General features: G+C 54.8%; 13 protein-coding genes. 1 reads left to right on the top strand and 12 read right to left on the bottom strand.

Annotated elements, in window-relative coordinates; genetic code table 11:
- Window positions 1-8: 8 nt before the first annotated feature.
- The 10 genes from PFH44_RS09220 to PFH44_RS09175 form a co-directional block, all read right to left on the bottom strand.
- Complete coding sequence (locus tag PFH44_RS09220; protein ID WP_283824855.1) at window positions 9-1,016, bottom strand: dihydroxyacetone kinase subunit DhaK; 1,008 nt, start codon at window positions 1,014-1,016, stop codon at window positions 9-11.
- Entirely contained in the window at window positions 1,016-1,660 is a 645-nt protein-coding gene (dhaL, locus tag PFH44_RS09215) for a dihydroxyacetone kinase subunit DhaL (protein WP_283824854.1), read from the bottom strand. Before dhaL ends, PFH44_RS09220 begins: the two co-directional genes overlap by 1 nt.
- 23 nt (window positions 1,661-1,683) lie before the next feature.
- Window positions 1,684-2,835, bottom strand: coding sequence for a mannitol dehydrogenase family protein (locus tag PFH44_RS09210; RefSeq protein WP_283824853.1), 1,152 nt, complete (start codon window positions 2,833-2,835; stop codon window positions 1,684-1,686).
- A gap of 12 nt (window positions 2,836-2,847) precedes the next feature.
- Window positions 2,848-3,663 carry a PTS system mannose/fructose/sorbose family transporter subunit IID gene (locus PFH44_RS09205; RefSeq protein WP_200851437.1) on the bottom strand — a complete coding sequence of 272 codons (816 nt, stop codon included), beginning with the start codon at window positions 3,661-3,663 and terminating at the stop codon, window positions 2,848-2,850.
- Between the two features lie 11 nt (window positions 3,664-3,674).
- Window positions 3,675-4,412 carry a PTS mannose/fructose/sorbose/N-acetylgalactosamine transporter subunit IIC gene (locus PFH44_RS09200; protein ID WP_045855202.1) on the bottom strand — a complete coding sequence of 246 codons (738 nt, stop codon included), beginning with the start codon at window positions 4,410-4,412 and terminating at the stop codon, window positions 3,675-3,677.
- A 2-nt stretch (window positions 4,413-4,414) separates the two neighbouring features.
- Entirely contained in the window at window positions 4,415-4,912 is a 498-nt protein-coding gene (locus PFH44_RS09195; protein ID WP_045855482.1) for a PTS sugar transporter subunit IIB, read from the bottom strand.
- Window positions 4,905-5,327: a PTS sugar transporter subunit IIA gene (locus PFH44_RS09190; RefSeq protein ID WP_283824852.1), complete on the bottom strand. Its 423-nt coding sequence runs from the start codon at window positions 5,325-5,327 to the stop codon at window positions 4,905-4,907. Before PFH44_RS09190 ends, PFH44_RS09195 begins: the two co-directional genes overlap by 8 nt.
- 21 nt (window positions 5,328-5,348) lie before the next feature.
- Window positions 5,349-6,155 (bottom strand): sorbitol-6-phosphate dehydrogenase subunit, encoded by an 807-nt coding sequence (locus PFH44_RS09185; protein WP_463671542.1) that lies wholly within the window; start codon window positions 6,153-6,155, stop codon window positions 5,349-5,351.
- A 112-nt stretch (window positions 6,156-6,267) separates the two neighbouring features.
- Window positions 6,268-8,874 (bottom strand): sigma 54-interacting transcriptional regulator, encoded by a 2,607-nt coding sequence (locus PFH44_RS09180; protein WP_283824850.1) that lies wholly within the window; start codon window positions 8,872-8,874, stop codon window positions 6,268-6,270.
- Between the two features lie 141 nt (window positions 8,875-9,015).
- Window positions 9,016-10,608 carry an ABC transporter substrate-binding protein gene (locus PFH44_RS09175; protein ID WP_283824849.1) on the bottom strand — a complete coding sequence of 531 codons (1,593 nt, stop codon included), beginning with the start codon at window positions 10,606-10,608 and terminating at the stop codon, window positions 9,016-9,018.
- Between the two features lie 112 nt (window positions 10,609-10,720).
- Between PFH44_RS09175 and pepT the strand changes: the two genes are divergently transcribed.
- Window positions 10,721-11,950 carry a peptidase T gene (pepT, locus tag PFH44_RS09170; RefSeq protein ID WP_283824848.1) on the top strand — a complete coding sequence of 410 codons (1,230 nt, stop codon included), beginning with the start codon at window positions 10,721-10,723 and terminating at the stop codon, window positions 11,948-11,950.
- Here the strand turns inward: pepT and tehB are convergent.
- Together tehB and PFH44_RS09160 are read right to left on the bottom strand one after the other, a co-directional pair.
- On the bottom strand, window positions 11,947-12,543 hold the full coding sequence (tehB, locus tag PFH44_RS09165; protein WP_283824847.1) for a tellurite resistance methyltransferase TehB: 597 nt from the start codon (window positions 12,541-12,543) through the stop codon (window positions 11,947-11,949). The genes pepT and tehB overlap by 4 nt on opposite strands.
- On the bottom strand, window positions 12,540-13,089 hold a 550-nt coding region (locus tag PFH44_RS09160; protein WP_463671541.1), incomplete at its 5' end, for an SLAC1 family transporter. The genes tehB and PFH44_RS09160, both read right to left, overlap by 4 nt.

Raw genomic sequence — 13,089 nt, 5'->3', positions numbered from 1 at the left:
CCTTTTGATTATAAAGATGCCAGGCCCACGGCCGCAGCCGGAGCGTCAAGGTAGGTTTTGAGGGAGTCATCGAGCAGTAACAGCGTCAGGCACAGGCCGTTCATTTCCAGCGAGGTGACATAGTTGCCAACGTAGCTGCGCCACAGACGGTGGCCGCGCAGAGTAAGCAGATGGCCGATACGGCCCGCCATCAGATACTGTTCCATCAACGGCGTGGCGCCAAGGCCGGAAACCATGACGGCGAACTCCCTTTGCTCCTTCGCCAGGGAAAAATCATCCAGCAACGCCTCCACCATCACGGCGGCGATCTCTTCTGCTTTGGCTAAAGGGGAAACGTGGATCCCGGCTTCGCCGTGGTGGCCGATACCAAACTCATAGGTGCCATCGGCAATAGCAAAGTTAGGCTTACCCACGGCCGGAATTGCGCATGGAGCCAGCCCGACGCAGACGCTACGGGTGTTTTGCGCCGCCAGGCTGGCGGCAGCAACGGTCTCTTCCAGCGAGCCACCCGCCGCCGCGACCGCGCCGGCAGCCTTCCACATAAAGATACCGCCGGCAATGCCGTGCCGCTGCTCCGCCCGCTCCGGCGGCGCGGAGGCAATATCATCCCGCGCTTTGACGATGGTGACGCGGTGGCCCAGTTCCCGGGCCTGTTTCAGCGCCATCTGTACGTTCATGGAGTCGCCGGCATAATTGCCAAACAGGCAGGCAACGCCCTTGCCGCGATCGGCAATGCGCATCGCATCAAGGAAAGCGTTGGCCACCGGGGAGGAGAACACCTCACCAACGGCAACCGCATCCAGCATGCCGGCGCCGAGGTAGCCCAAAAATGCCGGTTCATGCCCGCTACCGCCGCCGGTGACCAGCCCCACGCGGGGAGCAGTATCGGCAGCAGGACGACGGTGCACCACGCGATGGTTTTCAGCGCTCAGCTGCACCTCGCTGCCGTGCGCAAGCAGAAAGCCCGCCAGCATGTCGTCCACAACCTCATCAGGGTCATCTATAAATCGTTGCATCAGTTTTCCCCTTTATTGATTAATACAACCGCTGTGTCGGTAAAAGCGCTCAGCAGCAGCATTGATGAACCGGCTCCCGCATCGGGGCAGCCCCGGCTGCGTTCTCCCAGACGGCTGGCGCGGCCGACCCGGGAAACCAGGCTGCTCGTCGCGGCAAAGCTGTCCCTGGCCGTTTGCCGCATTGACTCAAGAGCGCGTATCTCGCCTTCCCCGCGAGCAAGTCGCGAGCTAAGCGCATCGGTGGCGGGAATCAGCACGTCGAGCAACGTTTTATCACCGGGACCTGCCGGGGTGAGTTCACGCAGATTGGCCAGTGCGGTAGTGAACATTCGCTCAAGCGCAGCGGCGTCAATCACCTCCTCTGCCCCGCCGCGACTGAGCCCGGCAAACCAGCAGCCATACAGAGGCCCCATTGAGCCGCCAATGTCGTTTAACAGCGTCTCGCCGATAATCTGAAAAGCCCCGGTCATGGTCATTGCCGGCGTTAGCGCCTGTCCGGCAAGGGTGAACCCTTTATTCATATTGATTCCGTGGTCGCCGTCGCCCGCCGCGCCGTCTATTTCGCTCAGCCAGGCTTTATTTTCCTGAATAACGGCAATCATATTTTTGGCAATAGCAAGCCCGTCTTTGTTGGTAAAAGACATAAGCACCTCAAAAAATCAGAATATCAGTGCGGCATTAGCGCCGCATATTGAAATAAAACTGCATCATGTAGCTGCGTATTTTGTTGAACCCCGGTAAAGTGCGTTATTGCCTGACTAGCATTATGCTCAGCAATATATTTTTGCAGGAGAATGCTTTGCTCATCCTGCGGATCAAAATAGTGCATAGCGGCCGCAACGCCCTTAACTAAATAATCTGCGGGAAGCCCCGCGGCCTCGCACTGCACGCAGGGGGCGGTCAGGCGATCCTCCGGCGACAGCTTGCGGATCGGCGAACGGCATACCCGACGAACGGTATCCGTGATGCCAGGAGTGCTAAACCGCTTGATAACAAAGCGGATATACTCCTCCAGCTCGGCAACAGGAAAAGCATATTTCAGGTGAAGCAATCGCGCCGTTTCGCGCATGCTCTGCTGTATCTCGTCCCGCAACCCGTCATTGCTAAAGATTTCCTGCATCGTCTGATAGCCTTTGAGGTGTCCGATATATCCGGCCCACGCGTGCCCGCCGTTAATAATATACAGCTTACGCTCGAGGTATTTACGCAGGTCATGGGTGTAGATAGCGTCGTTAATGGGCCGCGAGCCCTCATCGACGAGGCCGTGTTTATCAATAACCAGCTCATAATCGACGCCGATATCAACGACGTCGAGCCCTTCCCGCCGGGTGGTTAGGACCATGCGATCTACCGCGGTGTTGGGAAAAGCGGCCAGCTCATCAATTTCAGCCATCTCGCTGCCGGCGCAGCGCTGAATTTCGCGACGCAGGATCTCGCCGTTGAGGAGCGCGTTCTCACAGGCAAGCACGTTGATGCGCGGGCGGCCGGCGCGTCCCCTGGCGAGCAGCCCCGCCAATATCAGCGGAGCAATTTTCGGCAGATTATCCGCCCACACCGCGGTCGTAATCAGGTCCGCATCAACCATGGCCTGAACAACCGCCGGGAACTCACTCTCCGGAGATAATGCGCGCACGGTAGGAATAAATTTTTTTTGGTATTCTTTCTCTATAAGGTGCAAATTGTAGCCATGTCGTTCGTTTATTTGTGCGTTAAGCTCGACGTTGCGTTCAACGAACGTAATGTCATAGCCAGAACCAGCCAGCAGATCGCCAATAAACCCGCGCCCGATGCCGCCGGCGCCAAAATGTAAAGCCCGCATCTTTACCTCCTGTCAGAATATGCCGAATAAAGCGCCAAAAATAGAGACGGCGATAATCAACACCATAATAATCGTAAAGTTTTGATTGCGTTTTAGCAGCCACCAGTAAATACCGAATACGGCCAGCAGCGGTAAAATACCGGGGACGATGTTGTCAATAACCTGTTGCAAAATAAACGGCTTATTTTGGGCGCCAAAGCTAAACTGAAGCGGTGTACTTAGCTTTACATAAGTCGACGAGAGTGCGCCCATCATAAACAGCCCGAGGGTACTGGCGCCGTTTATCAGGGTGCGAATATGCCCCGACTGCAGTATTTCGCGAATTGACGCCTGGCCCGCCCGGTAGCCGTAGGCGGCGAGCTTGCGTCCGACGATGATCTGGATCAGCGGCAGCATCAGTAAGAAAAATGCGCCAAGAATACTGCCGTTGGTTGACAGGGTGACGGCAAGGCCAAAAATAATCGGCTTTAAGGTTGCCCAGTCAATTGAATCCCCTATTCCCGCCATCGGCCCCATCAGCCCGGTTTTAATACCGGTAATAGTGTCATCATCAATATCGCCTCCCCTGGCCTTCTGCTCCTCCATTGCGATCACAATACCGTTAATCGGCGCGCCGTATACGGCTTCAGTATTGTAGAACACCAGGTGACGCTTAATCGCCTGCTTCAGATCTTCCTTTTCCGGATACAGTTTTTGTAAAATCGGCAAAATTGCGGTGACGAATCCCAGGGCCTGCAGGCGTTCGTATGAGATGCCCATCTCAGCAACGATATAGTAATAAAGCCAGCTGTTCTTAACGTCTTTTTCAGTGATTTTTTTGGAGTCCATAGCGTTCATCCTCAGGCACCTTTTTGGTTTTGATAATAGGAGATAAGCAGAACGGCGCTGAGACCAAAAATAGCGGCGCCAAATACCGGAATACCGCTAAACTGCACCAGAAAGTAGCCAATAAAAAACCATGGCAGGAGCGCAGCTTTACCAATCACAAAAATGGTCAGGGCGAACCCCAGCGCGGGCAGCAGTCCACCGGCGACGCTAAATCCGTGAATCAACCATTCCGGAACGCTATTCAGGAAAGCGGTAATACTGTCTTTCCCATACATGTTGGCCAAAAAGGGAACCGGAAAACGAATAAAGAAACCGAGGACCGTCGGCCAAACGATAGCGCACATTTTTATCTGTCTGACGTTTCCCTCTTCCGCGTACCTGTCGGCCATATGCACAAATGCGGCATTCACCGTTTTGCGGAACTGATCTAAAAAGACCCCCATGACGCCGACCGGGACGGCGATAGCGATCGCCAGCGTCGGCGACAGCCCCGTATTCAGCGCCAGCGGAATAGCCACCAGTCCCGCCAGGCAGTCATCCGCAGGGAGATTCGAGCCCGCGGCCACCAGGCCGATGTAGAGAATTTGAATCGCGGCGCCGATAATCACCGCCTGGGTGACATCCCCCATAATCAGGCCGATAAGCACCGAGGCGAACAGCGGCTGGCGGATCGCGTGGGTGATGGCGTAGCCCACGTCCGTTTTACAAATCCAGTACCAGATGCCGGTAAAAATTGCGACTTCAACCATGATTAACCCTCCAGACGGGCAATGGCTTTATCCAGGCTTAATTTGACTTCTTCCGGAGTCACCTGGAAATAAACCTCTGCGCCACCTTGCCGTATATATTTCAGGTCTTGTAAATCCTGCTCATCGATCGAAATACCGCTGACGACGCTGCGCCGGTTCACGCCACCGCCAAGTCCGCCAATCTGCACGGAGCTAAATAACACCTCGCGCTCAACCAGCTTCTTAACGTTGCCAATCGATTTAAAAAGCAACAGCACATTATTTTTGCCATTACTAAAATAACCATCGTGAAGCCTCGAAAGGAAACTCTCTTCTGACAGCACGTGAACATCAACGCCCGGAGGCGCCGCCATCACATAAATATCCGCCAGAAAACTATCCTGCGAGAGCTTATTATCAACAATAACAATTTCAGTTGCTGCGATGATGTTACGCCATTTTGTAATGACCTGACCGTGGATCAGTCGAAAATCGACCCGGACCAGTTTTATATTATTCATATTCATTACCATTAGTTATAGAGGTGATGTTCTTGATACTGCCGTTTCCTGCTTCAATAATACGTGAGGCAAGCTCTGACAAAGTCATTTCTTCACGCTGCATTTCCGCTTCAATTAGCATCGGTAAATTCATGCCACAAATAACCGGGTAACCTCTGAGCTTGGCAAAAATAGCCGCCACGTTGGATGGCGTACCGGCATAAATATCGGTGAAGATAATAATATTTTCCGGAGCTGCGGAAAGTAATTCTGAAATATCATCCATGAGCTGCTCCGGCGCCATTCCCGGCTCAAGGGAAAAGCAGTAAACATTGTCCATTTTGCCTAAAATCATTTCACAGCTTTTGACTAACTCGCGGCCAAAGCCGCCGTGAGAAATCACCAGAATCCAGGGTGCAGCAATCTTTTGATCCATAAGAAATCCTGATAGAGATAATTAACCGCGGGATTTCCCTCCGGTGATATTAATCGTCGTTCCGGTGATATAGCTGGCCCTGTCCGACAGTAACCAGCTCACCAGATCGGCGATCTCTTCCAGACGACCGGGCCGTCCGAGGGGAATTTTGTGGCCGTAGTCTTCGTCTATACTGGAGAACGCCATGCCGCGGGTATAGGCCAGCGCCTTACGGTGCACAGCGTTCCCCATCGGCGTGGGTTCATTGATGCCCGGCGCGACGCCAACGACCCGAATACCAAAGGCCCCAAGCTCTTTCGCCCACGAGAGCGTAAAGCCGTGCAGCGCGGCTTTGGTTGCGGCATAGCAGCTTTGCCCTTTTGACCCCTCAATGCCTGCCTCTGAGACGATATTGACGATCGCCCCGGACTTCTGCCCGATCATGATCCGCGCCGCTTCCTGGGTAAAAATAAAAGGGCCTTTTTGATTAATTCTGACCATAAAGTCAAAATCATCATCGCTTAATTCATACTCAGGCTGGCTGCCGTAATAATCGACGAGCAGGCGCGCCCGATTAACCGCGGCATTATTCACCAGCCCGTCAAGACGCCCGTAGCGGGCAACGACATCGGCGATCAGCCGGCATACGGATGGGCGGTCGGTAATATCGCACTGACGGTAATCAACGCCGCTGATAGCGCTCCCCGCCGCCGGCTGCTGAATATCCGCCACTACCACCTGAGCGCCGTTGCCGGCAAGCCCTTTGGCTATCCATTCGCCGATTCCTGAACAGCCGCCGGTAACAATAACCACTTTGGGACCAAGCGCGATCCACTGTGTTGATGCCATTTGCATTATCTCCAGTTAAGAGTCTGTGCAATGACTATTACAATTAACGTGCCATATTTATTTGAATAACATTATCAATCAGTTAAGAGTAGTGTTTAAGGTTAATTTTTCGTTAAACACTATTCAGCCCTGTTTTCAACACTTCCTCTTCGGGCAGCGCGATCCACGGCTCCATCAGTTCATAAATCATCAACGCTTCGGTGGTTGTCAGCGAAATACGATATTTATTAATCAGCGTGCGGAATGCATCCGGAACCAGGGCCATAAAGCGCTGCTGGCGTTCGTTAAGTTCAAACGCATCGCGGTGGGTCAGGCCGTCATGGGTCAGCAGGCGTTCAATTAACGCCGCCAGATGCATAAAAAGATTGATTCTCAGATAGCTTTCAAAATGAATGCTGTAGCTCAGCTCGAAATACTTAACCACCTGCTCCACTTCCTCAATGATAATATTCGGGTTGAGAAAAGTAAGATGGCTCACCACCCCTTCGAGGGTAAAAAGAATGACGATTTCATCAATCATCTTTTGCAGCTCATCCGCGGTGAGCAAATCTGAAAAGTAGTTCTTCCACAGCAGTTCCGGCTTATCATTTATGAGCTGTCGGGTATTAACCTGCGGAATATAGCCGGCATTAAGCTCGGTGGTGGTGATCAGTAGACGCGTGCCGTACAAGGCGCTATCGGCTTTCGAGAGCTTCCATTTCAGATCGTCATACTCCATGGTCACAATTTCCAGCGTTTCATCAGCAATATAGCGGCGGGTAATTTCTTGCAGCTGACGCGATACGCCCTCACCGGAAATACAGGAGATAATAATTTTATTGCCCTGCAGCAGCCCGGAATAGTAGCGAGCCTCCACCTCCCACGCGCCTTTAATACTATCAACAACGGCCTTCATCGACAGCTGATGCTGAATTTTTCCCGCAATATCGAGCGCCATTGACGTGCTGACGTTGTTCATCACCAGCAGGTCGCCCTGGATATGCAGCTTTATTTCGCTATAAATATCCTGCAGCGATCCCATATCAACCAGAATAATCATGCCGTGCTGCTCTTCCAGCTGATTAATCCAGGTAGTGAGATGGGAAATAATGCCTCGGGTATTCACCGACAGCGGCATATCAAACGCCTTAAGGTAGAACCCGCCTAACAGACGGTTGGCGGTACCGGCAATACTCGAGGCCGTCGCGCGCCCGTGCGCGACAACGATGCCCTGGATCAGCGGCGCAGACTCGATCTGATGATAGAAAACAGCGCTGAGCAGCGGCTTCATCAGGGCGAGCTGTGCGCGTGGAAACTGCTTGGCAAACAGGGTAATACACTCATCCGCCAGCAGACGCGCCCGCTGAGGAACATATCCGGTCACGCCGATGAGCCGCCCGACGCTGTCGGGATCGACCTCCCTGCTCAGGCACCACTGCAGGCTATGAAAGACCGCTTTCTCCGCCGTTGCCGGAACGGAAATACCGGTTAGCTCGCTAAACTCCTGCAGCGTATCCCGCACCAGCTGCCAGACGATCCCGTGGTACAGATTGCCTCCGGGCAGGCTCGCATGCTCCTCCAGCTTGTTGACGAACAGCGGCACGTTGGCGGCGCGACAAAAATTCTCCAGCAGCTGTTCATCGCGGGTGATGTAAGAGGCTGCCAGAAGATCCGCGGGTAGCGTCCCGTCATCTCCCTCGCTAAACGTGACCGTATCGTACTCGCCGCGAACGCCGGATGCGCTACGGATGGTTATCTCTTCCGCTCCGCGCTGCGCCCATGCCGAGGCGCAAAGCACTTTGATGCGATTCTTTAGCTCACCGATATTACCTTTTGCCGGCGTGGCGAGCAGCTGACGGATCAGCGCACCGTCAACATGGACCCGCTGCTTAAAACGTCGGGCTTCCCGGGCAAAAAAATGTGAGATAAGCGCCAGTCGTTCCATATAGGGGCGCGCGTTCCAGCCGGGTAGCTCAACGGTAACGGGAATACGTCGCAGGAAGGTGGTCAGCAGTACGTTTTCACTATTTTCAGTCGTCGCAAATAAGAAGCGAACCTTCGCATGATGGGGCTGGCGGTTATCCCCCAAACGATAAAAATAGCCTTTATCCATAAATAAAAAGAGCTTTTCCTGGTTCTCCGCCGACAGACGATGTATTTCATCGAGAAAAAGAAAACCACCGTCGGCCTCATCGAGCAGGCCGGATTTGTTCTTTTCCGCACCGGTAAAAGCGCCTTGGATATAACCAAACAGGGTCCCGGACAAGAGTTCCGGGTTATTAGCGTAATCGGCACAGTTTAGTTCTATTAGTTTTACCTGCGATGAGATAATCCCCACCGTTCCCGCGTGCTGGTGCAGCAATTGCGCCAGGTAACTTTTGCCGACGCCGCTTTCCCCGGTAATCAATACCGGCAGGCCGCCGTCGGGATAGCTGACCGCGGCGAGACACAGCTCAACGGCCTGTTTCAGGCTACCGTTGGCGCCAATCAGCGACTGGAATACGCCGGAGCTCGGCGGTTCATCATCGGCTACGGAAGGTATGCAGTCCGTTAGCCAGAAGCGCACGGGCCGCGTGGTCTCTTTGCGCAAATAACCTTCATCGCAAAGCTGATTCAGGTAAAGACTAATAACGCTGCGGCTCGCGGACGTAAAGGACTCACAGTCACGCGTGGTAAATCCTGATACACCATCGCGGTAAAGGGTATTCAGTTTGCGATAAAGATTTTCTTTGGCTGACATCGTTTCACCCGCAGTTCCCGGAATTCCAGATGGGCACCATGTTGCTTTAAACGGGCTTTAGCAAGAAGTCAGCGGTACGAAACCAATCCATCTCACAGTTTCAATAAAAAACGCCCGACCTGTTTCCAGGCCGGGCGGGATTTATTTTATATCAACCTGATAAAAAATATGCTTACCGAAGGGGTCAATCTCGTAGCCGGAAACATCTTTACGCACCGGTTCAAAAATAGTCGAGTGGGCAATCATGACCGCCGGCATTTGATCGTGCATCATCTGCTGGGCCTGTTTGTAGAGCGCCTCGCGCTGCGGACGATCGCTTATCGCTTTCGCCTCGCTAATCAGCTTGTCGAATGGTGGATAGCACCACTTCGCCGAGTTGGAACCGCCGTTGGCCGACTGGCAGGTAAACAGCGGGCCGAAGAAGTTATCCGGATCGCCGGTCGCGGTAGTCCAGCCCATCAGAGCCGCCTGATGCTCGCCGTCTTTGACGCGCTTGAGGTATTCACCCCACTCATAGGTCGTGATTTTGGTCTGTACGCCAATTTTCGCCCAGTCCGCCTGAATCATCTCCGCCATGCGCTTAGCGTTGGGGTTATACGGGCGCTGGACCGGCATCGCCCACAGGTCGATGGTCAGGCCGTTGGTCATCCCCGCTTCCTGCAGCAGCGCCTTCGCCTTCTGCGGGTCATAGTCATAATCCTTCAGCTCGGCGTCCGCGCTCCATACGCCCGGCGGCAGCAGATTTTTCGCCGCCGTCCCGGTGCCGTGGAATACCGCTTCAATAATTGCCGGTTTATTAATTGCCAGCGCCAGCGCCTGCCGCACTTTGACATTATTCAGCGGCGGCTTTTGGGTATTGAACGCCAGGAATCCGGTATTCAGACCCGCCTTACTGAGCAAATTAATATTGTTGTTTTCCTTCATTCTCGGTAAATCCGCCGGGTTAGGGAACGGCATCACCTGGCACTCGTTCTTTTCCAGTTTGGCATAACGCACCGACGCATCCGGGGTAATGCTAAATATCAGGCGGTCGAGCTTCGCCTTGCCCTGCCAATATTCCGGGAAGGCGGTATAAAGAATGCGTGAATCTTTTTGGTACTGGGCGAGCTTAAACGGCCCGGTGCCGATCGGATCGTTGTCGACGCGCTCAGGGGTTCCCGCTTTGAGCATCGCATCCGCATACTCCGCCGACAGAATCGAGGCGAAATACCAGCCGAGATCGGCCACAAACGGCGCTTCCGGATGGGCTAAGGTAAAGCGCACCGTATATTCATCAGGCTTATCAATCGCCGTAATCAGCTGACCAAATTCGAGGCTTTCGAAATTGGAATAGTTGCCGTTGGAGACGTTGTGGTAAGGATGCCGCGGATCCTTTTGCCGCATAAAGGAGAAGATAACGTCATCGGCGTTAAAATCCCGCGTGGGGGTAAAGTACTTGTTGCTTTGAAACTTCACGCCCTTGCGCAAATGGAAGGTGTAGGTTTTACCATCCTCGCTGACCTCCCAGCTTTCGGCGAGGCTCGGCTGCAGCTCGGTGGTGCCGACCTTAAAGTCCACCAGCCGGTTATAGACCGGGACCGCGCTGGCGTCGACGCTGGTGCCGGAGGTGTAGAGTTGAGGGTTGAAGTTCTCCGGCGATCCTTCGGAGCAGTAAACCAGAGTTTTGCCCGCGACGGTGGAACTGACCGTCAGAGCGGCGAATGCCAGGGCAAGCGTTGTGAGTTTGCGTTGCATCGGGTTTCCTTTTTAATTTGTCAGCTAATGAATAGCTTGTTGTTTTCCTATCCATACATAACACTAAAGCCTGATTGCAAACACCTGAAAAAATAATAAATAAGGAACCTCTATGTCATCTCCACTCGCCGAACGGCTCACCCAGCGCTTCTTCCGCTATCTCGCGATTAGCAGCCAAAGCGACCCTCGCGCCACCACGCTGCCCACCACCCCAGGTCAGCACGAGATGGCCCGCGAGCTGGCGCAGGAGCTGCGTCAGCTGGGGCTGGACGATATCGAAATCGATGAGCACGCGACCGTCACCGCGGTGAAAAGAGGCAACGTGCCCGGAGCGCCGCGGATCGGCTTTATCACCCATATCGATACCGTCGACGTCGGGCTATCGCCGGACATCCACCCGCAGATCCTGCGCTTTAACGGTGAAGACCTGTGCCTGAATGCGCAAAAAGAGATCTGGCTGCGGGTTGCCGAACACCCGGAGATCCTTGCCTATCCCGGAGAGGAGATTATTTTCAGCGACGGTACCAGCGTGCTGGGGGCAGATAATAAGTCGGCGGTGACGGTGGTGATGACGGTGCTGGAAAGCCTGACCCCCGAGCATCGCCACGGCGATATCGTGGTGGCCTTTGTCCCGGATGAGGAAGTCGGCCTGCGCGGCGCGAAGGCGCTTGACCTGAGCCGTTTCGCCGTCGATTTCGCGTGGACCATCGACTGCTGCGAACTGGGGGAGATTGTCTATGAGAACTTCAACGCCGCGGCGGCGGAAATCCGCTTTACCGGCGTCACCGCGCATCCGATGTCGGCGAAGGGCGTGCTGGTCAACCCCCTGCTGATGGCCACCGAGTACATCAGCCATTTCGATCGCCAGCAGACCCCCGAACACACCGCCGGACGCGAAGGCTACGTGTGGTTTAACGGCATTCAGGGGGACCAGAGCAGCACCCTGCTGCAGGCCAGCATTCGCGATTTCGACCTCGACGGCTTTAACCGCCGTAAGCAGCAGATTGGCGAGGTGGCGGCCAAAATAGCCGCGCGCTACCCAACGGCAAAAGTTGACTATCAGGTGAGCGATACCTACAGCAATATCAGCAACGCGCTGGGCGAGGACCGCCGGGCTATCGACCTGCTGTTTACCGCGATGGAGAGCCTTGGGATCGAGCCAAAACCGACGCCAATGCGCGGCGGCACCGACGGCGCGGCGCTGTCGGCAAAAGGCCTGCTGACGCCGAACTTCTTTACCGGCGCGCATAACTTCCACTCAAAGTTCGAGTTTCTGCCGCTGCGCGCCTTTGAGGCCTCTTACCACACCGCGTTCGCGCTCTGCCTGCTGGCGGCGCGCTAGTCCGCTTTACGCGCCAGCATGGTGGCGAAGCGCAGCTTGATACGATTACCGTTGGCGTCGGTGCGGTGCAGCTCACCGACCTCTTCGTTGTACTTGAGGAACGTCCAGCCGGCGTAGTAGCTGCGCAGCTCTTCCGGCTTAAAGGCAAACGGGAAGCCAACGGTGCACGGATAATCTTCGGTATCCATCGCCGCCACGATCAGGTTATAGCCGCCCGGCCGGGTGCAGCGCTGCATGTTGGCGATAAGGCCGGGGATGGTTTTCGCTTCGAGGAACATCATCACCACGGTGGAAAGAATAAAATCGTACTCTCCGTCAAAGCTCAGGGTATTGAGGTCCTTGATTGCCGACTGCAGGTTAGCAATCCCCTCCTGCGCCCGGATCGACTCCAGATTATCGATGCTCGCCGGGTTTTTATCCCAGGCGGTAACGTCATAGCCGTTGGCCGCCAGATAGAGGCTGTTGCGCCCGTTTCCGCAGCCGAGATCGAGGGTTTTGCCCGGCTGCATCAGCGTCGCGGCGTGGACCACCTCAGAGTGGGTGCGGGTCATGCCATATTTTTCAGTAAAGTAGTTTTCGTCACGGATAGTCATGCTTCATCCTTATTTTTTAACAGAGTGGCGCGCTCGACGCGGATCAGCAGCTTACCGCGCACCAGCAGCAGGAAAGTGCGAATCATCAGCAGCCCGATAATCAGATTGGTAAAGACGAACAGCGGGATAGCCAAAAAATGGAAAAAACCGTTTGGCTGGCTATGCCCAAGATGCAGCCCGGTCGTTGCCAGCGCCGAGATGCCGAACGAGAAGCTCCAGAAAGAGGCGTTGAACGGCTGCTGCAGATACCACGGCATCAGCCGCAGCATAAACATCAGCTGCAGCAGGCCGTAGCCGAAAAGCAGCTTAGCGAAGGTGTCCGCCTCCCCGCCGTTGACGCTCAGCCAGGCGCTGCAGGCCACCAGCGCGGGTGCCAGCTGGATGCCCAGCGAGGTGCGCAGCGCGGCAGGCAGCTCGCCGTCGCTGCGCAGCCGCTGCAGAATAACCGGCTCCAGGCTCAGCCAGGAGAAAATTCCGGCACCAAGGAACACCAGTCCGGCATCGTTAAAGCCCAGCGCGCCGCAGGCCATGGCGCTGATGAAGTTA

Origin of the sequence: Klebsiella sp. Ech2A, from assembly GCF_030078455.1 — a bacterium.
Lineage (GTDB): Bacteria > Pseudomonadota > Gammaproteobacteria > Enterobacterales > Enterobacteriaceae > Klebsiella > Klebsiella terrigena.
This window is presented reverse-complemented; position numbering and strand designations above follow the sequence as displayed.